22 protein-coding genes are annotated in these 22,879 nt (G+C 51.4%); 5 read left to right on the forward strand and 17 right to left on the reverse strand.

Annotation, left to right across the window (positions count from 1 at the left end; translation table 11 throughout):
• The first annotated feature begins 55 nt into the window (after positions 1-55).
• Positions 56-1,051, forward strand: coding sequence for a tRNA dihydrouridine(20/20a) synthase DusA (gene dusA, locus CAG47_RS00775; protein ID WP_085723025.1), 996 nt, complete (start codon positions 56-58; stop codon positions 1,049-1,051).
• A gap of 46 nt (positions 1,052-1,097) precedes the next feature.
• Here the strand turns inward: dusA and CAG47_RS00780 are convergent, their stop codons facing one another.
• Positions 1,098-1,928, reverse strand: coding sequence for an undecaprenyl-diphosphate phosphatase (locus CAG47_RS00780; protein ID WP_085723026.1), 831 nt, complete (start codon positions 1,926-1,928; stop codon positions 1,098-1,100).
• 603 nt (positions 1,929-2,531) lie between these two features.
• On the opposite strand from CAG47_RS00780, the gene CAG47_RS00785 reads away from it, so the two are divergent.
• From CAG47_RS00785 to CAG47_RS00800, 4 genes are all read left to right on the forward strand, one after another.
• Positions 2,532-3,272, forward strand: a complete 741-nt coding sequence (locus CAG47_RS00785) for a winged helix-turn-helix domain-containing protein (RefSeq protein ID WP_085723027.1) — start codon at positions 2,532-2,534, stop codon at positions 3,270-3,272.
• A 28-nt stretch (positions 3,273-3,300) separates the two neighbouring features.
• Entirely contained in the window at positions 3,301-4,041 is a 741-nt protein-coding gene (locus CAG47_RS00790; RefSeq protein WP_085723028.1) for an EAL domain-containing protein, read from the forward strand.
• A 33-nt stretch (positions 4,042-4,074) separates the two neighbouring features.
• A complete protein-coding gene (locus CAG47_RS00795; RefSeq protein WP_085723029.1) occupies positions 4,075-4,755 on the forward strand; it encodes a helix-turn-helix domain-containing protein in 681 nt (226 codons plus the stop codon).
• A gap of 354 nt (positions 4,756-5,109) precedes the next feature.
• A complete protein-coding gene (locus CAG47_RS00800) occupies positions 5,110-6,504 on the forward strand; it encodes an undecaprenyl-phosphate glucose phosphotransferase (RefSeq protein WP_085723030.1) in 1,395 nt (464 codons plus the stop codon).
• A 512-nt stretch (positions 6,505-7,016) separates the two neighbouring features.
• On the opposite strand, the gene CAG47_RS00805 is transcribed toward CAG47_RS00800, so the two are convergent.
• The 16 genes from CAG47_RS00805 to CAG47_RS00880 all read right to left on the reverse strand — a co-directional run bounded on the left by CAG47_RS00805 (position 7,017) and on the right by CAG47_RS00880 (position 22,864).
• Positions 7,017-9,095 (reverse strand): YjbH domain-containing protein, encoded by a 2,079-nt coding sequence (locus CAG47_RS00805; protein ID WP_085723031.1) that lies wholly within the window; start codon positions 9,093-9,095, stop codon positions 7,017-7,019.
• On the reverse strand, positions 9,092-9,859 hold the full coding sequence (locus tag CAG47_RS00810; protein ID WP_085723032.1) for a capsule biosynthesis GfcC family protein: 768 nt from the start codon (positions 9,857-9,859) through the stop codon (positions 9,092-9,094). Before CAG47_RS00810 ends, CAG47_RS00805 begins: the two co-directional genes overlap by 4 nt.
• Positions 9,856-10,515: a YjbF family lipoprotein gene (locus CAG47_RS00815; protein WP_305881836.1), complete on the reverse strand. Its 660-nt coding sequence runs from the start codon at positions 10,513-10,515 to the stop codon at positions 9,856-9,858. The genes CAG47_RS00810 and CAG47_RS00815 overlap by 4 nt, the downstream gene beginning before the upstream one ends.
• A 14-nt stretch (positions 10,516-10,529) precedes the next feature.
• On the reverse strand, positions 10,530-11,645 hold the full coding sequence (locus tag CAG47_RS00820) for a polysaccharide biosynthesis/export family protein (protein WP_085723034.1): 1,116 nt from the start codon (positions 11,643-11,645) through the stop codon (positions 10,530-10,532).
• An 89-nt stretch (positions 11,646-11,734) separates the two neighbouring features.
• Positions 11,735-11,977: a hypothetical protein gene (locus CAG47_RS28875; RefSeq protein ID WP_085723035.1), complete on the reverse strand. Its 243-nt coding sequence runs from the start codon at positions 11,975-11,977 to the stop codon at positions 11,735-11,737.
• 336 nt (positions 11,978-12,313) lie between these two features.
• Positions 12,314-13,204 (reverse strand): dTDP-4-dehydrorhamnose reductase, encoded by an 891-nt coding sequence (rfbD, locus tag CAG47_RS00830; protein WP_085723036.1) that lies wholly within the window; start codon positions 13,202-13,204, stop codon positions 12,314-12,316.
• 2 nt (positions 13,205-13,206) lie between these two features.
• The gene (rfbC, locus tag CAG47_RS00835; RefSeq protein ID WP_085723037.1) at positions 13,207-13,746 is read right to left on the reverse strand and encodes a dTDP-4-dehydrorhamnose 3,5-epimerase; all 540 of its coding nucleotides are present in this window, start codon (positions 13,744-13,746) and stop codon (positions 13,207-13,209) included.
• Entirely contained in the window at positions 13,743-14,621 is an 879-nt protein-coding gene (gene rfbA, locus CAG47_RS00840; RefSeq protein ID WP_085723038.1) for a glucose-1-phosphate thymidylyltransferase RfbA, read from the reverse strand. Before rfbA ends, rfbC begins: the two co-directional genes overlap by 4 nt.
• A gap of 22 nt (positions 14,622-14,643) precedes the next feature.
• Complete coding sequence (rfbB, locus tag CAG47_RS00845) at positions 14,644-15,741, reverse strand: dTDP-glucose 4,6-dehydratase (RefSeq protein ID WP_085723039.1); 1,098 nt, start codon at positions 15,739-15,741, stop codon at positions 14,644-14,646.
• A 64-nt stretch (positions 15,742-15,805) separates the two neighbouring features.
• Positions 15,806-17,149, reverse strand: a complete 1,344-nt coding sequence (locus CAG47_RS00850; protein WP_085723040.1) for a UDP-glucose/GDP-mannose dehydrogenase family protein — start codon at positions 17,147-17,149, stop codon at positions 15,806-15,808.
• A complete protein-coding gene (locus CAG47_RS00855; protein ID WP_085723041.1) occupies positions 17,146-17,964 on the reverse strand; it encodes a glycosyltransferase family 2 protein in 819 nt (272 codons plus the stop codon). Before CAG47_RS00855 ends, CAG47_RS00850 begins: the two co-directional genes overlap by 4 nt.
• On the reverse strand, positions 17,961-19,088 hold the full coding sequence (locus tag CAG47_RS00860; protein ID WP_085723042.1) for a glycosyltransferase: 1,128 nt from the start codon (positions 19,086-19,088) through the stop codon (positions 17,961-17,963). Before CAG47_RS00860 ends, CAG47_RS00855 begins: the two co-directional genes overlap by 4 nt.
• Entirely contained in the window at positions 19,085-20,338 is a 1,254-nt protein-coding gene (locus CAG47_RS00865) for an O-antigen polymerase (RefSeq protein ID WP_085723043.1), read from the reverse strand. The genes CAG47_RS00860 and CAG47_RS00865 overlap by 4 nt, the downstream gene beginning before the upstream one ends.
• On the reverse strand, positions 20,335-21,291 hold the full coding sequence (locus CAG47_RS00870) for a hypothetical protein (RefSeq protein WP_085723044.1): 957 nt from the start codon (positions 21,289-21,291) through the stop codon (positions 20,335-20,337). Before CAG47_RS00870 ends, CAG47_RS00865 begins: the two co-directional genes overlap by 4 nt.
• Positions 21,292-21,406: 115 nt before the next feature.
• The gene (locus tag CAG47_RS00875; RefSeq protein ID WP_085723045.1) at positions 21,407-21,862 is read right to left on the reverse strand and encodes a serine O-acetyltransferase; all 456 of its coding nucleotides are present in this window, start codon (positions 21,860-21,862) and stop codon (positions 21,407-21,409) included.
• On the reverse strand, positions 21,863-22,864 hold the full coding sequence (locus CAG47_RS00880) for an NAD-dependent epimerase (RefSeq protein ID WP_085723046.1): 1,002 nt from the start codon (positions 22,862-22,864) through the stop codon (positions 21,863-21,865).
• Positions 22,865-22,879: the final 15 nt, after the last annotated feature.

Here is a 22,879-nt window from a genome sequence, read left to right on the forward strand (position 1 = left end):
CTCCCAATCCTGATAAACTCCCCCACCTCCCAGCCTCACCGATTCCAGATTCCCAATGTCCGCAGCCAACGCCACACCCGCCCCGCTCTCCCGCCGTTTTTCCGTCGCGCCGATGATGGATTGGACCGACCGCCACTGTCGCTTCTTCCTGCGCCTTCTGTCGAAGAACGCCCTGCTCTACACCGAAATGGTCACCACCGGTGCCTTGCTCAATGGTGATCACGAGCGTTTCCTGCGGCATGACGAGGCCGAGCATCCGCTGGCGTTGCAGCTTGGCGGCAGTGTTCCGCTGGACCTGGCGGCGTGTGCGCGCATGGCGCAGGGGCATGGTTACGACGAGGTGAACCTGAATGTCGGCTGCCCGAGCGATCGGGTGCAGAACAATATGATCGGCGCGTGCCTGATGGGGCATCCGCAGTTGGTGGCCGATTGTGTGAAGGCGATGCGCGACGCGGTGTCGATTCCGGTGACGGTCAAGCACCGTATCGGGATCAATGGCCGGGACAGTTACGAGCAGCTGTGTGATTTCGTCGGTACAGTGCGGGATGCCGGGTGCACCAGTTTTACCGTGCATGCGCGGATTGCGATTCTGGAGGGGTTGTCGCCGAAGGAGAACCGCGACATTCCGCCCCTGCGTTATGACGTGGCGGCGCGATTGAAGGCGGATTTTCCCGAGCTGGAGATCATTCTCAACGGTGGGATCAAGACGCTGGAGGCTTGCCATGAGCATTTGCAAACCTTCGACGGCGTGATGTTGGGCCGCGAGGCGTATCACAATCCTTATCTGATGGCCGAGGTGGATCAACAGCTGTTTGGCAGCAAGGCCCCGGTGATCAGTCGCGCCGAGGCACTGGCACGGTTGCGGCCTTACATTGCGGCGCATATCGACGCTGGTGGTTCAATGCACCATATCACGCGACACGTGCTGGGGCTTGGCACCGGGTTCCCGGGGGCGCGCAAGTTTCGGCAGTTATTGTCGGTGGATATCCACAAGACCAGGGAGCCGCTGGCCTTGCTGGACCAGGCGGCGCAACTGCTTGAGGGTCGTTGAGCAATATTCTTCACCAGGCTGCCGGCGCTGCAGCCTGGTACCTTGTTCAGGCCGCTGCGGCAGTCCAATTGACCCAGCCAAATACCCAAGTCGCCAGTATCAGCACACCGAATGCAATCCGGTACCAGGCGAACGCGGCATAACTATGGTGGGCGATGAACCTGAGCAAACCGCGGACGGCGATCATGGCAAACACGAACGCTGTCACGAAGCCCAGGGCGAATACGGGGAAGTCGCCTGCCTTGAAAAGGTCTCGATACTTGTAGCCGGAATAAACAGCGGCGCCGACCATCGTCGGCATGGCCAGGAAGAACGAAAACTCGGTCGCCGCCTTTCGAGACAGACCAAACAACAAGCCACCGATAATGGTAGATCCAGAGCGTGACGTGCCGGGTATCATCGCCAGGCATTGCGCAAAACCGACTTTAAGGGCATCTGTCCAGCGCATATCGTCGACATGATCGACGTACACCACATGATCCCGCCGCTCGGCCCACAACATGATGACGCCACCCACTACCAATGCCACCGCCACGGTGACCGGATTGAACAGGTACTCGTGAATTTTATCGGCGAACAATACGCCAAGGACGACGGCTGGCAAGAAGCCAATCAACAGGTTCACGGTGAACTGTCGAGCATTGCGTTGAGTGGTTAGACCACTGGCGATTTCGAGGATTTTGCGTCGGAACTCCCAGGCGACCGCAAGGATGGCACCCAGTTGAATAATAATGTTGAACGCCATCGCTCGCTCGCCACCAAAGTCGAGCAAATCCGCCACGATAATCTGGTGCCCGGTACTGGATATGGGCAAAAACTCTGTCAGCCCTTCAACAACCCCTAACAACAACACACTTACCGTCGTCCACAGATCCATCGATCCCCCCCGTTAGACCCTCGCGTTAGTCGCATCAAGGGTCTGTGACCGCTCTAACACTTGCCCACTATCGAACAAGGCTCATCCGAGATAAAGAATCGCCGGGCCGCAACTTAATTGAGTTTTCTTGCCGGCACTGGCGAACGGGAGAGTAGAACGTACCGGAAGAAGTATTGAAACCTGTTGTTATCAAACGTCTAATAGCAAAATTAACATGTGCAAATTTATTTGTTACTTAACACCCACCATACCGACTCGATCGGTACTCGTGCCGCCCATAACGAAATGGCTGCAACAAGAAAAAATACCGTTACAAAATCTCGAAAAGCTATACATATATCGACCCCCTGTACAGCTAACACCCCTGAGAAATCGATTCGAAAGACAAAAAGAAGGCAATATGCCATCTTTACTTAACCAGTGAGTTCACGTAGAAACTGCACTCAGATTGCTCTGAACAGCAAATGATCACGTCGGATTTATCTGCGATGTTAAAAAAACGTCTCGGGCAGTACAATTTGTGCAAAATGTTACCAATTGTCAGACACAAATAGTAATCCGTGCTTTAACATCCCAATCGCCAGCACCCAGTCGAGTCAAAGCATGATGCTTACAGGGAATAAAACGACTTCAACTCAAAGCCAAGCGAGGGAACAGAAAGGGATTCTCACCATTGGCCGCACTCACATTGTAGCTGAGGAATTCAGGACGTTAGTCGCCAGCCAGGTGGGGGATGGTATATCCGTCGATGCAACGAGCTACAACAACCCATTCAAAAGGGCAGTGCATCCGGAGTTGTACCGTGCGGTTTTTATTATTATTGATAGCCCCCAGGCCTTTGTTGAAAGCATTACCCTGATAGAAGCTCTGCGCGCCAATAACACGGTCTCGACTATCTTTGCAGTCGTAACGGGCTCCGGCACCTTCAACAAGATGAAGTGCTATCTTGCCGGGGCAGATTACTGCGTGAAGTTCACCAACGACCCAAAGGAAAGCGCCGAGACCCTTTCCGTGATTTTCACCAGCCCGGAATGGCTGAATAACGACACGCTGCTTTTAGACCCCACTCGCATGTGCCTCATTGGAAATGGCAAAAAGCTTGACGTCTCATTCGCGGAAATGAAAATTCTTGAAGCTTTTTCTCAAACGAGAAGCCTGATATTAAGCCACGATGAAATCGCCAGGGTCATGGGTCTCAACATCAATTTTTATGACCCAAGGGCCCTGGAGAAATCGATCAGCCGTCTTCGCGGCAAGATCAAAGGCTTGTATGGCACCAACGCGATTCAGAGCATTCGCGGATATGGATATCGATTAATCAGGGGTTTGATCTCTGCCAGCTGATTTCCATGCGCAAGGGAGTTGATGCATCATGAATGCAATTACATGCGCGTCTCGCCTTGACTGCGCGAATACCCATTTGTCCCGACAGTTGATTCTTACACGCAACGACTACCCGTTTGGCAGTGAGATCAGGACCAGTCGCGACCATACATTTGCACCCTACGCATCCGCGGCAGGCCAGTCGACGGTCACCTACAAAGAAGCGCTGATGCAAACCCGCCTGAATGCCTTTGCGCTGAAAGACCTCAAGACCCCCGGTAAGGCCACTTGGCTCGATCGCAGCTTTGTGTGTATCGAGCAGTCCGCTCTCATTGATAATGCGTTGGCGAAAGAGTTGCTCGAATGCAGCGAAATCCTGCGTACTCTCGGTCAGACATTGGTAATTACACTGAATGACCTGCCACTGCCGGCGATCGACTTCACCAATAAAAAGAAAATCCTCCACAACCTGTATCAACTGAAAGATCATGGGATCGAGGTCGCCCATGACGGCTTCAACATCAACTACGAAAGTATCGAAATTTTTACAACCCTGAACCTGTTTGATTACTTTCGAATTTCTCTTTCGACCCTGGACTTGAGCCTCAAACTCACCGGCAATCCAGAACTATTCGATCGACTGCATGAGCGCATGACCATGCAGGCTCATGACACCAAAGTCGCCTTTATAGCGGACAGAGTCGATCACGCAGCCAGCCATGTACTGGCGCGCGCGTTGCCCTTTGATTACTTTCAAGGGAGCTATTACTCCCCTGCCGAAAACCTTTAAACATTCACCAGGCGTGCAATTCAGGAGAGAGCCATGGATAGCAGTACAAACCTCCCTAGAAAATACCTTGTTGTAGTAACCCATAGCCCCGCACTACAAGTGGAACTGGAAGAATTACTCGCAAGCAAGCGGTATAGCTCGTTCGGTCCGTCACCGACACAGATGTTTTTAGCTGATGCTTCACCGCCGTCCTCTTCGCCAAAACTCATGGAATTTGTTTTCCCGCACGCGGAAAGAACGATCCCGTCGGTTATCCACCATGATGCACAGCGCATTCTTTCGACGATCAAGGCCGTATGGCAAAAGCCCCAGGCCAGCACTCCATTCCCTGGTATTGATTCGAAATCGGGTGTGCCCCGGGAAGGCATTCGGGATGACGCTCCGAAATGCGTCGAGTCTCCGTCTGCTCTTCCTGAAACCTGGCATTTGAGCAACGGCGAAGGAGCGCTGATCAAGGATGACGTTGAGATTGTCCTGACCAGCCTGGAAGCCACACTGCTGAAAAAGATGCTGCATCACGATGACCGAGTGGTCAGCAAAGCCGATCTTATCCGCAGCATCGGAAGAGAGCCCGAACATTATCGAGGTCTCGAAATGTGCCTGAGTCGACTACAGGAAAAGTTCAAGAGCGCCAGTCATGGCGAACGTCTTTTTCGTGCAGTCAGGAATCGTGGGTACTGTCTTATACAAAAAATCGTTCGTGGTTACAGTTGATCTGAAACTGTAAACCGGCAAACTGGTAGTGCACAACAACAAAAAAAACGCACACCTGCCTGCGCCAGCTATGCCTCCCCTCGCCTCTGTAAAGTTCCTTCGATCAGAATGCCTGGCCGACTATTTATAACGTGCCTTGCATATCCATTACCACGACCTGATATCACTCTCCATCCGTTAGAAGTCGTCAGACAACGCCCTCCTCGATAACTTACTCTACTTACTGTCGACAGTGCCGCCCTTGGCGCTTCAGTTTGTCATCGCACCGCGAACTTGTAACAACAATAAAATTTTCCAAAGCAATTTCGGTTACTGCCTTGTCGACTGAATATGGATGTATTTTGAGGATATCGCATGGATAACCATCTTCGTATCAATCGAAATACCACCCTCAAAGGATTGACCTTCTGGGGACAGTGGATAATGGGACAGGGCTTCGTTGTCGCTCTGTTACTTATATTGGTTTATTACCAGACTGGGACTGTGGAGTTCTATTATCGCATTTGCGCAACCCTTACGGTGCTCGCATCGGTGCCCGCATATACATGGTGTGGCGCTTATGCAAAGAAAGATAACTATCTGGAGGGGTTGGTCAGGTTATTGATGGGCTGGGCAATGACACTGGCAGCGCTGGCAGTTCTCGCGTTCCTGTGTAAAGCCAATGAGCTGTTTTCCCGTCAGATCATTTTGGAATGGGCAGTGTGCGGATACATTGGACAGGCATTGCTCTACGTACCACTGCATGGTTTTTCGAAGTATTACCAACGCTCTCTTCAAATAGAGCGCAGAACACTGATCGTAGGCACGGGCGAACTGGCACAGGGTTTGGCAAACAAACTTGGTTCAATCGAGCACTTCCCCTTGGTCGGCCTAGTCAGCACCGGTTCCTCTCCCCTGCTGACGCCAGGTTTGCCGCCGGTCGTGGGTCCGCAAGAAGAACTGCTGGAACTGATCAAAACCCATGATATCCGACGCTTGTACATCACATTGGCCTTGAGTGAGGCGGCACAAATCGAAGCCATGTATGTTGATTTGCTGGATGCCAACGTAGACGTTGTCTGGGTGCCGGACCTGAACAGTCTGACCCTGCTCAATCACTCGGTCAGCGATGTCGACGGCCTGCCGGCGATCCATTTGAACGAGAGCCCCCTGACGAGCAAGCCCACTGCCGCATTGAGCAAGAGCTTGCTCGATAAAACCGTGGCGTTGATGGCTATCGTGCTTTTGAGCCCGTTCCTGCTGATCATTGGCCTGGCGGTGAAACTTACATCGCCCGGTCCGATATTCTTCAAGCAGGATCGGCATGGCTGGAACGGCAAGGTCATCCAGGTCTGGAAGTTCCGTTCGATGCGCGTACATGATGATCACGAAGTGAAGCAGGCCCGACGTAACGACTCACGCATCACACCGGTGGGGCGCTTTATCCGTCGCACCTCTCTTGATGAGTTGCCGCAGTTGTTCAATGTCTTGCAAGGACATATGGCCCTGGTCGGCCCACGTCCGCACGCCGTTGCGCACAACAACTATTACTCGGGCAAGATTCTCGCCTACATGGCTCGCCACCGAATCAAGCCGGGTATCACCGGGCTCGCTCAAATCAACGGCTGCCGCGGCGAGACCGACACCATCGATAAAATGCAGAAACGCGTCGAGATCGATCTCAAGTACATCAACAACTGGTCGTTATGGCTGGATGTGAAAATCCTGCTGAAGACCCCTTTCACACTGTTGTCGAAAGACATCTATTAAGGCGAAACGCCAGATCATCGTTTGCGCCAGCCAACCAAATCAGGGGACGTCAGTCCCCTTTTTGGCTTTCATGCGTGTGCGCCTTACCGGCTATGCGCGGAAGACTCCGATGATGGCGAAAGAACAATACACCCTATCCGCCTGACATTTGATTCACTGTAAAGCCACACGGAATGAACATGCTCCGGAGAACCTGTTGCGCCGGGGAATATCAGTGTGTTCAGGACGGTCGGTTTCGCAGCACGACCGGTGCATTGCAGACAACAACATCCTTCATCATCCATCCCCTGAGCATGGTGACGTGGTGTGGATCAATGAAGGAATGCTTGCACAGCTGGAAGGACTATTTCCAACGACGGATGGCGACGAAAGAGTTGTGCTACCGAAGAACTTCTTGCAACGCGAGCAGCACTTCAAAGTGCCGTTATCGAGCGTCACCAATCTTTCAACTGCTTGCGCTGACAGACGAAAAGCGATCTGCAGTGCCGACCAGCCCGGCAGATCGCGAGTCATCACTCCTTGATCTTCTCAAAGTTACGATAGAACAAGTCACTGTCGCGGCTATCGGTCATCGCATGTAACGAGTAACTGCGATTCAACCGCGCTCCACCGTCCCGGGTCAAAGGCGCCCAAACGACATTGGCGCGACGCATCGTCGACATGCTCATCAACTCGTCGAACGGGATAGATATATAGATCCCCTTGTCGAAACTGCCTTCGCCGTATTCTTCCTTGGTTGCCGAGGTCAAGGTAACCCAGCCACCGAACCGCACGCCGTTGTTGAACTCCCGTGACAGGTCGATCGTGGCGCCCCAGTCGCGGGCCAGGTAACGACCTACGCTGACCGCCGCCTGCGCTTCAAAAGGCAAATCGGTGTAACCGGTGATGTGACCAGTGACCGTCGAGTAATCACGCAAGCCAAAACCCTGGTCAAAGTCACGTTGGCGAACAAAGTTCAGATCAGCCCCCACAGACCAACGCTGGCCAGCGGGACGAAAAAGCACTTCACCACCCACACCGGCAAACATCGACTCCAGATAGCCCCCGTAAACCATGCCATACACGTCATTATCCAATTGCTTGGCGTGGTTGACCTGGAATGTTGGCAAGGTGACGTCCGAGGTCGTCATGTATTCACGAAGGTCGGTGCGTACCCGCGGCAATCCGCTCGGCGCGTCGTAGGTAAACTTGTCGAAGTTATTAAACAAGTTGACGCTCAGCAGACCGCTCCACCAGGTATTGCGCGTGAAGCGATATTCAGCGTCCGCGTCAGCAGTGACCTGATAGAGCAAGCCATCCGGTCCACCGATGTTCTGCTTGTACCCGAGACCCAGGCCATAAGAGAAAGGATCAGGCACCTGGGTATACAACGTGGTCTCTGCGTGCGGAACAGCGGCGTTGACCTCGGTGGCTCGATGCAGGTCTTGCAGCGGTTGTTCGTTTCTGACCACCTCGCGAAAGGTTTCGCGGGGCACACTGGTTTCTTCCAGGGGCATGTCGTATCGCTTGTTCACCAGAGTGAACCAATCGATGTCATCGTTGACGCTGTTGTCCAGAATCCGGCTGGCGCGGCCCACGGCTTTTGCCGAATAGAAGTAACGGGACTGCTCGCCATACACCAGCAATTCCGAACCGCGCTGGCTGATCCGCTCCACTTTATACCCGGCGTTGTTGTCCAGGCGCTGGGACACACTGGCCCAATTGACCTGATCCGGGGACGTTACCGGCGGCCGGACCGGAAGAGGCTCGGCTGGCGGATCGTAGGTCTTTACCGGCGCCTGGCGAGTGACAAAGTTGGTGTGCAGCGTGATACCGAACATGGCGGTATTGCCGCGCTCCCAACCAGCACTGAGGTCGACCGATTCACTCAGCTTGAAAACCGCACCAATGTTGATGGGCGAGTCTTGCTTGATGGAGTTATCGAAGGGTTCGCTTTTGTAGTCATTGCCTTCGTATTCAACTTTCAAGCTCAGAGGTGCCCACGCCGTTTGAAAAGCGATACCACCAAAAAACGAAGGCCTCCCCCTGAAATAAGCGTTCGAGTTGAAGTCGCCTGTCCCCTCACTCGGCGGACGCGTATCAAAACGATCATCGATCCACCCCAGCGGGTTATTGAAATCGCCTCGACTTCCCATGTAACCCCAGGCAACACCCGCACTGAAGTCCAGGTTGCCGTAGCGCTTGTTGGCAACGACGTACTCGCTGGAAAACAACCCGGTACCACCGATGTCCTGGAAACCCAGGGCCACTTGCGGAAGCCAATGGCTTTCCTCCCACAGACGAACTTTGGCGTCGACCGCTTTGTCTTTGTAGCTTTGGTCGCCACTGAGCGACTCAGGACCATAGGGGCGGTTGGTGATCGCAGTGTATCGAAACGAGCCTTCCAGCCACTCAAACGGCTGCAGGGACAGACTGTATCGGCTATAGGGGCTGGTTCGGCTGGCATTGACGCTCAGTTCACCGACAGGCGCCATGCGTGCGGTGGGCGTTTGTAACAAGCCCACCCCACCAAAGTCGTTCTGAGTAAACCGCGGCTCTGCATGAGCAAGTCCAATAGGCAATAACAGGACAGCTGCAAATCGTAACTTCAAGGCGCCACCTCAGCCACTGGTTGAGTGGCGAGAAATTCGGCCAATTGCTGATTGAGTTCGGGCGTGGGTGGGTCAAGATCATCGTTTTTGATTGGCACCAGGATCTTGCTGCCAGCGGCAGGCCAATGTCCCTCTTCACGGTTCCACATGGCGATACCGACCCGTCGGGTCTGACCGTCGGGCTGGATGACCCACAAATAGTCCTTCTCGGCCTCGGGCGAAGGCTGGCAAGCGTGCACATAGTCACGGGCTTCTTGCATGGCCCGATAAGGCAGCCGGCAAGGTTGCGCCACGGCACCCAGCACCTCCACGGTATCGGGGCGCAATGGGTAAACAAGTCTGTCGCCATCATCAAGACGACCGTTTAGCGCGAATCCGACCTCTACCGCCACCGGATCCAGCACTGCAATTTGCCGCCCGGTCACAGGCAAGCGGCTGACCGCTTCATACAGTTGTTCAGCCAATGCAGCCCGCGCCGGCCTATCAAACAGCAAGGCGCCACGCTGCAGGACTTTCAGATCGAACAAAATGCCGACCTTCAAGCGGCGTTGTTCTTCCAGCAACGGCTTGCGCAACCATGCAGCAGCCAGCCAGTAACTTTGTGCGTCGGGTCGCGCAGCGGTGATCACATCCAGCAGACGCGCTCCAGGCTGGATCTTGAATTGCCCAGGCGTGCGAACGTCACCACTGACGGTAACGTCAGCCTGACTGAAACCCGAGCCGGCCAACAACAAACCGGCAAACACTATGTTCAAACGCTTCAATTCATGGCTCCCTGCCCAGAACGCAACACAATGACCTTCAGGGAAATTTGCGGCGTCAAATGCTGTTCGCTCTGAATGACAAAACCATCCTGTGGCCTGACCCAGTAACGATTGACTGCATGGAAATCGATTTCAGGCGCATCGATGCGTTCATCGACACGGAGCAAGGCAAACGTCTTGTCCATGACGGTGACGTTCTCGATGCCCGCCCTGGTAAAGCGACTGTTCACGGCGATGCCGACGCGGTAGCCGTCATAGATATCGATCGAGCGAGTACTGCCATAGCCGTCGGGCAGCCGATGCAGCCCGCGCTTGAACGGCGACTCGCCTTCCCAGCGCGTACCGTCGAGGTTGATGCCCAGGCCCACGCTGCGCACGATCAAGCCATCGCGCATCAACAGCACCTGCTTGCCGGAGGCCACCCAGAATTGCAGGTCGCCCCGTTGGCGGATCATGGCCATGACGCCCTCGCTGCTGGACGTGGTGACTTTGATCTGGGGAAACGGGACTGCGTCCAACTGGGCCTGAGTCAACTCCAGCGAGTCGGGTCCCGCAGTAGACGCTTTAAGAGTATCGAAAGAGGCCTTCATCAGCGGGTTACACCCACACAGCATGAGAGCCATCGCCACACAGGCGCTGCTACGCAAAATATTCACGGGAGACTTTGCCCTTATCTGCTGTCGGCTTCGCTCAGGTCATTTTTTGCAGCTGCGCCTATGCCGAGGATGGAAGCAGAAGGAACCAACTGGCTGATGAAGCGATTCCAGCGTGTGACATTGGCAGGCCCGACGTAGACCACGTCTTGCGCTTGCACGTCAAATCGGGTCGCCAGAGCCATGGCAGTTGGCGAGTTGGCCTCCAACTGGAAGACCTTCGCCGGCTCCTTGTCGAGGTTTTCAACACCCCGGATGACATAAACCGCGTTACCGTTAGAGGTCGTCTGGTTCAAGCCTCCCACAGTGCCGAGTACATCGGACAAGTTCATGGTTTTGGTCTTGAAGCTCAATGCGCGGGGCTGGACAACTTCACCCATGACATAGATCCGCTTGCGATCGTTGTAGGCGAGATACAACTGATCGCCGGACTTCAGGTAAACATTGGGCAACTGCGAGTCGCTCACCCGATTGAGTTCGTCGAGGTCCAGCTTGTATTGGCGACCGTCTCGGGTAAGTGTCAGGCTTGAAAGGTCGGCGTTCCGAGGGTCGATACCAGCGGCGCCAACGGCCTCGACAACACTCAAGGGTGTAGTAGTGAGGGGTTGCTGCCCTGCCCTGATGACTGCACCGGTAATGACGATCTTCTGGCTGGCAAAGCGCAACACACTGACGTCGACTTGCGGACTGTCGACAAATTGAGTCAAACGCTCGGCAATATAGGCCCGCAGTTCTTCGATCGTCTTTCCTGCTGCCGGGATATTGCCGACATAGGGATAAAAGAGATTACCGTCCGGACGGACAAGACGCCCGTTTGCATCAATCTGCTGCTGTGGCCCGGAGGGTGCTGTCAATTCAGGATGGTCCCAGACCGTGATAAACAACAAGTCATTTGCACCAATCCGATAACTGCCTGGAGAGTAACGCAATAGTTCTGACGGAATGGCCTGGGTCACTTGAGACACGCTGTTCATTGCGATCAATTTAGGTGTGATCGGAATCAATTCAACGCGGCTGCTTTCGGAAGTACCATCACGAACGATTTCACTGGTATCCATATGTTGACCAGGAGAAAACATGCAGCCTTGCAAAGTAAAACTTGCCAGTACGGCAACAGAAAAATTACGGATCATATTGGCATTACACACGTTGAGGGCACATCCAAAAAAACAAGGTCACCCAGGTAGCCCTTTGTGACCTTGTCCGAACACTACCAGCAATATTATCTGGTACCGGTAGTACCCGAGGTACCGGTAGTACCCGTGGTGCCGGTAGTACCGCCGTTAGAACTTCCGCCACTATTGGACGCGGCAACCACACCCGCGACAACGGCAGCACCAACTAACAGACTCTGACCGACGGTAACGCTGCCGACCAATGGAGTACTCAGCGTGAGCGGTTCCTCTGCCGCCATTGCGGACGTACTTAAAACACCCAATAGCGTGATAGCTAACAGTTTTTTCATATCAGTTTCCTTCTCGATATACAGTGTTTGGTACGAGGTACCAACAACGATTGAACAAGAGACCATCGACAAAACAAACGTCAGATGGTCATATCTGTTCCCCGTCTACCTTATGCAGATCATGTCACTGACAAAACATCTATGCCACCGATTGCGCGGCACTAGACCAGATGCCCGGCCCATAGCCCCCGCACTACAGTTTTTTAACATATGCAGATTTTCTAATAAACTCAGTGGGTTCGCGGCCTGTTTAACTCTCTGGTTTCCAGATGAAACGACGGAACGCCTGCAACAATTGTTATTAATGGTCGGACTTATATGGAGGGTTTTCTGCCATTAAACCGCTGGACGTTCACTCAACTGCTGAAGAACCAACCGGAGTTCTTGCACCCAGTTCCTGGATGCCACTCCGTGAGTGTCCGTCAACTTTGCACAATCCAGTACCGACCACATTGGCCGTCTGGCGGGAGTCGGATATTCCGCGGTGGGTATTGCGTTCAAAACAGGTGATTTTTCCAACAAGCCGGTGCTGACCGCCTGGGTGAAAATCTCCCTGGCAAAGTCGTACCAGGTACAGGCAGGCTCGCCACTGAAGTGATACACCCCCCACTCCAGCATCCCTTCGCGCCGGAAGATCACCGTCAATGCCCATAACGTGTCGGCGATACTGCTTGCGGAAGTGGGCCCGCCACGCTGGTCAGCCACCACAGACAAACTGTCCCGATCGCTGCCCAGGCGCAGCATGGTTTTGACGAAGTTGTTGCCGTGCGCACCGAACACCCAGCTGGTTCGAAGAACGATATGGCGTGAGCAGTGCTGCACCAATTGATTCTCGCCGGCCAGTTTGCTCAAACCGTAGACGCCGGTCGGACCCGTAGCATCATCAGGGGTGTAAGGGCTATCACCCTCACCGCTGAACACATAGTCGGTTGAGATATGCAGCAGCGGAATGCCGAGTTTTTCCGCGGTGACTGCGAGGAGTCCGACCCCGCCCGAGTTAACCGCGTACGCACGCTCGACATCCGACTCCGCCTTATCCACTGCTGTATAGGCTGCGGCATTAATGACCAGCTCAGGCTTGACCTCGTCGAACACCGCCTGAACTTGATCGGCATTACTGATATCAAGCTCTTTCGAACCATAACCAAACACAGTGAAACCTGCAGGTACGCGCTGCAGCAGTTCGTAGCCGACCTGACCCTGGGCACCGGTGACAAGAACACGCATATTCACTCCCCGCCCAACAGGCTGCGCAAGCTTGGGTTGGTCATATCTTTGTTCGAGAGTCTTGGTGTTTTCACAGGCCAGGGAATGTTCACATCGGGATCATTCCATATCAGGCCGCCTTCCTCGTCCGGAAAGTACAGATCGGTGCACTTGTACTGAAAGTCCGCAACATCGCTCAATACACAGAAGCCGTGAGCATAACCAGGTGGAATCCACAACTGGAGATGATTATCCGCGGTGAGTTCCACACCGACAAACTCGCCACAAGTTGCAGACGCAGGATCGATATCGACCGCTACGTCGTAGACAGCCCCACGGGTAACGCGAACAAGTTTCCCCTGAGGCCGGTTACGCTGGAAATGCAAGCCGCGCAATACGCCATACTGCGACCGCGAGTGATTATCCTGCACAAACGGCAACTCAATTCCGATGTCGCGGTAGCGTGGCTCCTGATAGCACTCCACGAAAAAACCCCGCTCATCGCCAAACACTTTAGGCTCAATGACAAGCACCCCGGGTAATCGAGTCTGGATGACCTTCATTTGGAGTGCCTCGTCGACAGCAGGCCGGCGAGGTACTGACCGTACCCCGTCTTGTGAAGAGCAGTCGCCTGTTTATCCAGTTCCGCCGCACTTAGCCAGCCCTGGTTAAAAGCGACTTCTTCCAGGCAAGCTACTTTCAACCCCTGACGCGCTTCTATCGTCTGTACGAAATGCCCGGCCTCCATCAGCGAATCATGGGTTCCGGTGTCAAGCCAGGCGAAGCCGCGACCCAGTACGCTGACGTGCAAATCACCGCGTTGAAGATAGGCATTGTTGATGTCGGTAATTTCCAGTTCGCCACGATGGGAAGGCTTCACCCGCTTTGCGATCTGGACCACATCGTTATCGTAGAAATAAAGGCCGGTCACCGCGTAATTGGATTTAGGCTGCCTGGGCTTTTCTTCGATGGAAATGGCTTTGCCATGATCATCAAACTCCACTACGCCAAAACGCTCAGGATCAGCTACGTGATAGCCGAACACCGTCGCACCGGATTGGCGATTGGCGGCCTCCAGTAAGTTGGCGCTGAAGCCATGCCCATAGAAAATATTATCGCCGAGAACCAACGCGACATTACTGTCACCGATAAATTCTTCGCCAATGATGAACGCTTGAGCCAAACCGTCTGGAGCAGGCTGCTCAGCGTACTGAAGTTCAATTCCAAAAGAAGACCCGTCGCCCAAAAGGTTCTGGAAATTGGGCAGGTCTTCTGGCGTGGAAATAATCAGCACTTCGCGTATACCAGCCAACATCAAGACTGATAAAGGATAATAAATCATTGGCTTGTCGTAGACGGGCAACAACTGCTTTGATACACCACGGGTTATCGGGTGCAAGCGAGTACCGGATCCACCTGCAAGAACAATACCTTTCATTTAAAGCTCCTTGATACCAGACTCAGCGTTCGACCACATCTGAAGACACACCCAGCCGACCAAGGCGATAGTCTCCACTTAATACGTGTTCCCACCATTGGCGATTCTCCAGGTACCACATCACCGTCTTGCGGATTCCGCTTTCAAAGCTTTCTTCCGGCACCCATGCCAAGTGTTTTTTAATCTTGCTGGCGTCGATGGCATAGCGACGGTCATGACCGGACCTGTCCTTGACAAAGGTAATGAGCTCTTTGTAAGACGCCAAGTGTTCATTCTCGCGAGTGGACTTCGGTGGAACCAACTCGTCCAACAACTCACAAATCGTCTGAACCACTTCGAGGTTGGTCTTTTCGTTATGTCCACCGATATTGTAGGTTTCGCCCACAGCACCACGAGTGACCACTTCGACTAAAGCTCGGGCATGATCCTCGACGTACAACCAATCCCGCACCTGTTTCCCGTCGCCATAAACTGGCAGGGGTTTGCCATGTAAGGCATTCAGGATGACGTGGGGAATCAGTTTTTCGGGAAAGTGATATGGACCATAATTATTAGAGCAGTTTGTTACAACTACTGGCAGACCGTAAGTTCTATGCCACGCCCTGACCAAATGATCGGATGCAGCCTTGGAGGCTGAGTAGGGGGAGCTTGGAGCGTAGGGTGTCTCTTCGGTAAAGAGGTCCTCGGTTCCCTCCAGATCACCATAAACCTCATCTGTGGATATATGATGAAAACGGAAATGTTTCTGACGCTCGAGGTCAAGCTTCAGCCAATAAGCTTTGGCGACCTCCAATAAGGTGAAGGTGCCGACGATATTGGTTTGAATAAACGCGCAAGGACCATCAATCGAGCGATCGACATGCGATTCCGCAGCGAGGTGCATGACAGCGTCAGGCTGGAACTGGTCGAAAGCCTTCTCGACATCCGCTCTGTCACATATATCTACCTGAAAGAAACTGTAGGCAGGTAAATGGCTGACAGACGACAATGATTCTGTATTGCCTGCATAGGTCAACTTGTCAATATTTCCAACTGCGCAGTCGCCGTGCTGCAGCAAATGCCGTATGACCGCGGAACCGATGAACCCGGCGCCACCGGTCACTAAGATACGTTGTTTCATGGACTCACATCCTGATGAACTATAGAGATATGTTCAAGTCATTGCGGCCTGACTCGAGCAAAGCCTATATAACCGGCCGGACCGAGAGACCCCGTCCAATGCCGTAGTAATGGAAACCTTGCTTGGTCAGCCTGGCAGGATCAAATATATTTCGCCCATCGAAAATCACCGGATCTTTCAGGGACTTTTTGATGAAATCAAAGTCAGGAGCTTTGAAATCCTGCCACTCCGTTACAATGATCAAGCAGTCTGCCCCCTGTAGCGCAGCCTCTTTAGTCCCCATCAAACGCAAGTTTGGATGTGCAGGATAAAGGTGTTGCGCCTCTTCCATCGCCTTCGGATCATAGGCTTGTACGCTGGCTCCAGCTCCCCACAACAGGTTCATGAGTTCCAGGCTTGACGCTTCCCGCATATCATCGGTATTGGGCTTGAACGCCAGTCCCCAAAGCGCAAATGTCTTCCCGCGCAAATCATTCTCATAATGATACTGAACTTGCTCGAACAGCTTTTTCTTCTGTCTTGTATTAACCTTTTCAACCGCATTCAGAATGTGCGGGACAAAATCCAACTGTTGTGCCGTATGCTCCAGTGCTTTCACGTCCTTGGGGAAGCACGAACCACCGTAGCCGCAACCCGGATAAATGAACTGGTAGCCTATTCGCGGATCCGCACCAATACCTTTACGAACCGACTCGATATCGGCCCCTAAAAGCTCAGCGAGATTGGCGATTTCGTTCATGAAGGAGATTTTCGTGGCGAGCAGGCAATTGGCGGTGTATTTCGTCAACTCTGCGCTGCGAACGTCCATGACGATAATTTTTTCATGATTGCGGCTGAATGGCTCATATAGCTCGCGCATCATATCAATAACGTATTCGCTATCCGTGCCAATGATAATCCGATCCGGCTTTTGACAATCGCTGACAGCAGAGCCTTCCTTCAAGAACTCTGGATTGGAAACGACATGAAAATCGAATGCGCACTCTTTAGCGCTCAGGACCTCGGAAATCCGCTGTTTGACTTTATCGGCGGTGCCAACAGGAACAGTTGATTTATTAATAACAACTTTCTTGTCACGCATGTGACTGGCAATAGTTTCCGCTACTGCCAGAACATATTGGAGATCGGCGCTGCCATCTTCACCAGGAGGAGTGCCTACCGCAATGAACTGAATTTCTGCAAAATCAACCCCTTCAGCGGGATCGGTGGTGAAGATCAGGCGCCCTGCCTCGTAGTTCTTTTTTACCAAGGCGGAAAGACCCGGCTCATAAATTGGAATAATACCATCAATGAGTTTGGCGACTTTGCTTTCGTCCTTGTCAACACAGCAAACCGTATGCCCGGCATCCGCAAGAACAGTTGCCTGAACCAAACCGACATAGCCAGTTCCAAAAACTGTTAATTTCATGAGTTAGTCCTTTTGGTAGTAGTCAAATTCATTAGATAGTAAATTGTCATATCAACTATGTGATGCCTGAACGCCTTCGACTTGAATACCGCTTTAATACCCCCGGCGCTTGCACGAATCCCATCCGAAAGAGCATGAGAGTTACAATTGATAGCGGTCAGATAGCCAATTTGTTTTGCTCGTCGGGAAAACTCCGGCTCACACATAAACAGGAAAAAGTGTTCGCAAACACCGTTCAGCTCCCGCCAGACATCGCCCTTCACCACCCAATATGAACTTTGCACCCAGTCGACAATATGAAGTCCTGAGGTCTTGCCATTCACTTCCGTACATTCGTAACTGTCTCGGGCACCACGGAATAACCTGGAAAACATTTGCGGAGCGCGTCGAGCAAACTGGCTGGCAAGACTCGGGTAAGTTCTGGCTATGAGCTCTACATTGCCGCGGTCGTCAAGCTGCTTGATACCAACGATACCGATATTCTTTTCTTTCTGGAGTATCTCCACAGACTCCCTTATACAATCGACTGAAGAAAGGATCAGGTCTGGATTAAGCAGAACCATGAAATCCGCAGAAAAGTCCATCGATAAATTCGTCGCTTTGGTATAACCCCTGTTATGCGACGACCTGAGCAACGTGATGTTACTTTTCCCCCTGATACATTCATTCAGCCGGTTGAAGTTATCGTCATCGACACTATTATCGAAAACGGTGACCTGGCAACAGTTAAAAAGACTTTGCTGCTCCAGCGCCTTCAGGCTTTCTATCAGTCTCGGCGCCTTGAAGAAATCCACAATGGAAACATGTATTTTCATGCCTGGGCTTCCTTGCGACCAAGTAGCGCGTTGTATTCGTTTATCAGGATATTGGTGACGCCTTCCCAATCATTGGAAAAGGCGTTTTTCAACCGAGGTTGATAATCGTCCTTCAGGGCGTTTTCAACGCACTCCAGAATATCCGCTTGACTGCAGTCAGGTTCCAGCCTCAGCGGTGGCGAAGAAAAGTAGTCGAACAGCGCTGACGCTGCTGAAACTATAGGTTTGCATCCCAGGGAAGTAGCTTCCAGATCCACTTGAGAAACGACCTCGAACCAAGAGTTTGAAAGGTTAATCTTCGACCTTTTATAGTGGTAGCAAAGCTGATCCTGGTTCAATTCACCGAGATACTCGAGATTGGAACTAGCCTTGATGATCTCTTTGAATTTCTCACAGTACTTCTTGTGATTGGAGTTTTCTTTCCCAGCGAACACGACCCGGTACTGTGTACCTTTGAAGGTTTCAGCGATTTTCAGTATGTTTTTTCTGGGTTCAATACGACCTACCACCATGACATCTATGTCGCGGGGCGCAGGGTTCGTGCCGCCCCCATTGCCAAACGTCAATGCATTAGGAATGACCTTCACCTTGGAAGACGGCAACCTGTCGGTTACATCGCCCCTGATGTTCACAAGTTCACTCTCTGACAACGGAAAAATTCTCGACGAACGCTCCACCAGTTTTTTGTTGATCCCCAAGGGAGTGCTTCCGTAAGCCAAAACGTTACGTAAACTCTTGAACTTGATGAACTCTTTCGCAAAGGACGTAAGCATCAAGTAAGCGTCGTAACCCAAAAACTTCCCAAAGAAACCGCCGCGAAAATACTGCTCCATGTACTTTTTTTCATGATGAATCGGTGAAAAGCAAAACGGTATCTTCTTGCTCAGGGCCCAGTTCAGATACCTGTAATTTTCGTACGGTGTCTGCATATTGAACATGTGCATGACGTCTGGCTTCGTCTTCCTGATATCCAATTCACGAGGATCGGTCACCACAGTGACAAGAAAGCCCTTGGCCTCAAGGTGGCGCTTATACTTGTATACCTTCCCGGAGTCACCGCCTGGTTTCTCCGGAGCATCGCGCCTGAGACAAAAAAGAATTTCTGCCTGTTTTCCTCCACTCATCTGGCATACCTCACACCTGGGGTCTTTCTTGAAAGCACGATTTGCACCGAGGCTACGTAAAATATAAAAAACGAGAAAAACAGCGGAACCAGCGTGTTCAAAAGATCTCCCCGTATGATGTTGGTGCCTCTGAACAGGAAAATCAGACCGAGCACAGAATAGATACCACCTGTTCTGAACAGCTTCTCAATGAGCTGACTTAGACAAAACAACAGCCCCCCGGCACTTATCACGCCGAGCCAGCGAAAGTTAATATATGCCTCGCCAATCAAAGACGCTGTAATCTCGGCACCGCTGTCGACCAGCCGCTCGTAGAAAAACTCTTGGGTAAAGTATCGATTACCGGAGATAGGCTTTTCACTCCATATCGAGCGAGGAATCAAGAACGTGAACGCGGCCAAGTAAGTCTGAGCCGGACCGATACTCTGTTGCATAATCAAAGAACTGGAGTCAAAGGTCACGAAGTCCGGTGAAACAAAAACATTGAGCTCTTCCTGTTCGCCCCTCGTTAAGTCTCGATAAAGTGTAGAAAGGCTAAACAGAAGAAAACATGCCAACATCAATCTAATAATGGTCTTCTTGCTTAGCTTCTTTTGCTGTTTTCGCTGGGCGTTGCGTATCACCAGATAAAAGATGCAAGGCAATATGCAGTTCAAGACCAAGGTCGATCGACTGCCGGAAACAAGGCTTGCACAGAACGTCAGTAACAACACCACGATGAAAAACAATCGAAGGAGAAGTGACTTTGTCCACATCGCGCCTACGAACGATAGAACTGAAAGCGCCGGCGCGGTGTATAGGGCGATGCCAGCAAGCAAATTATCTTCAAAAAAGCTTTGCCTGTTACTCAGTAACGAAGCAAGCGAATACTTCTGCATACTGACAATGATCAGCCCACACAAAAAGACAGTGTAAAGAAAACAAACCGCGATAAACTTCCTGGTGATCCTGATCTCAAAGCTGGAACTTAATATGTGGGTTTTTCGGCTGAAAAACATCGTTAGAAAACTATAAACCATCAAAGTCAACACACAAAAGACCGCCACACTGGTATTCGATACCGAGTCCGATGGTATTTGCGGGTAGGTCGCAGAGAAAAAAAGATACTGATAATCGTCGGTAAAATAACCGTCCACCAAATAGGAAAGAACAAGAAACACCGAAAACCATAGATAGGTAATCGACTTCTTTGCGGCGTACGTTATGTACACAACAAAAATTGAGATCACGAACAGAACAACAAACATCATTGCTTGCTACCTGCCATGCAGAAAACACTTACACAATACAAGCATGACAAAGTAATCATATTGTAGATCAGGAACGCATTGATCGGCGACATGCCAAGCCAAGGTCGCAGTACGAACATGGCAAATACCAGCGAGCCTGCTCCTATTACATATACAATATTGGATTTTGACTTAAGGTGTAAAAACGCAGAAAACACCGGACATGTGATTGCGATCAGAGTGGACGCCAGGATCTTTACGTAAAATGAAAACAACGGCATGGCAACGAAAAACCCCAACAATAGCAGTCCGTACGCAAAAGAAAAGGTTTTAACGTTGAACAGGCCCAGGGCTCCATCACCATCATTGAATCTCGTATATACAAAATTGGTTACTATGAAACCAGCCGCTGCTGCAACTACACTGAACGCTATGAGCAGGTTATGAACCAGCTCGAAGTCTACCGTCCCCGAATACAGGTCACGCACGATGTTAATATCGTTTCGATAAACCAGTGACAATGCAATTCCGGAAAAAATGGTAACCAGACCCATATAGATATTCTTGGATGCTGGCAAGACAGCGCGCTCTCTCGAATTATTCATGATCGACAATAGCCCGGTTATCATCACTACGGTCGCGATCAGCGCCGGCACTGATAAGGTACGGGTCAATATCAGGATCAAAACGCAGGCACCTATGGTTATGTAGCGAATCGATGTTAACGCCTGAAACTTCCACTTGTCCTGACTCGTCAAATTGAAAGCGACTTTATACGAGAGAAAATACCCACATATCGCGCCTATACCGGTCAATATAAAATTTTCGAACATGCTGCCGATTCGAAATTGGCTGGCAGCAGTCAATAACCCCAGGCAAACAATCAAAATAAACGCAGGGCTCGCCGTTTTCGATATATACACCTGCACGCCCACAGTTTGGCCTACCTGAATGCCGGTCAACAGAAAGGTCACTAATACAACGCCCTGTTCGGTTACATGCTGACTATGGGTCAGCTTTCCGGCTAGATAAATGACCAAATACACTGAAACGAGATTAAAAGCGGAGCACGTGAGAAATACTGCTCGTCTAACCGCGGTATTTTGTCTGGGGTGGTAGGCTTTTATCCACAAAGCTGTTTGCTCCTATCACTGCGTTTGCACCAATCGTGATGTCTCCAACCACTACAGAATTAGGAAAAATCGTCACGCCGTCCTGGAGCGTGGGATACCCTCTTTTGTTACCGATGGTGCATCCCTGATAGATGGTTAAATTCTTCCCAATCACACTCCCCGAACCAAAAACTATTGACACTGGATGGGGAAGATATAGCCCCTCTTCTATTGATGCTCCATAGCCAACATCGATTGCATGCTTGGCAATTAGCAAGTTCCTGCTCAAGATATGCACCAACTTGTTTTTGGAAGCGGCAAGTCTCACGAGCAAAGAGGCATGGATGCTCGGATTCAAAAGTGACTTCAACACAGACTTGATGCCCGCGTTTCCATACACAACACGAATATCGCTTTTTATTAACGCAAACATTTACTGCTTCCCGTAATAATCGGAGTACCAACTCACAAATCGACTCATACCCTCTTCTATGGATACTACAGGTTGATAATCGATGGCCTTGACCAACTCACTTGTATCCGCATGGGTGGTAAAAACATCACCAGGCTGCATGGGTAGAAATTTTTTGATCGCTTTTATATTGGTGGCGCTTTCGATGGCCTCGATAAACCTGGTCAAGGACACGGGCGCTCCGTTGCCAATGTTATAAATTCTGTACGGAGCACTGCTTATGTCCGGACCTGACATATCAAATTTATCTTTCACCGGCACGACATCCTGGATCCGCAGTATGGATTCGACGATATCATCGATATAAGTGAAGTCACGGGATAGATTGCCGTTGTTATAAACTTCAATTTCCTTCCCGTCCATGATTGACTTGGTGAACTTGAACGGCGCCATGTCGGGGCGGCCCCAGGGACCATATACGGTAAAAAACCGCAGGCCTGTCACTGGAATACTAAAAAGGTGTGAATATGTATGAGCCATCAGCTCGTTGGACCTTTTTGTAGCCGCATACAAAGAGATCGGGTGGTCTACCGCAGAAGATGTTTGATACGGCGTTGTATTACTCGTGCCATACACAGAACTGCTCGACGCGTACACCAGATGCTCGACACCGTTATTTCTGCAACCCTCAAGGATATTGAGATGTCCGTTGACGTTGGAATCCAGGTACGCGTGCGGATTATCGATGGAGTACCTGACACCTGCCTGGGCGCCGAGATGGATCACCCGATCGAATCTGTGTGCATGAAAGATTTGTGCGATTGCATTGTTGTCGGAAAGATCCATTTTGAAAAATGTGAAATTTCGCAACGGCTTCAAAGTCTCGAGTCGCGAAAATTTGAGCGCTGGATCGTAATAAGAATTGATGTTGTCGATACCAATCACGTCATGCCCTATGGCACATAACTTATGGGCTAACGAACTTCCGATAAACCCTGCTGCACCCGTCACTAGGTATTTCATCATTTCATCCTTATT

The sequence above is a fragment of the Pseudomonas sp. R37(2017) genome (assembly GCF_002113375.1).
GTDB lineage: Bacteria > Pseudomonadota > Gammaproteobacteria > Pseudomonadales > Pseudomonadaceae > Aquipseudomonas.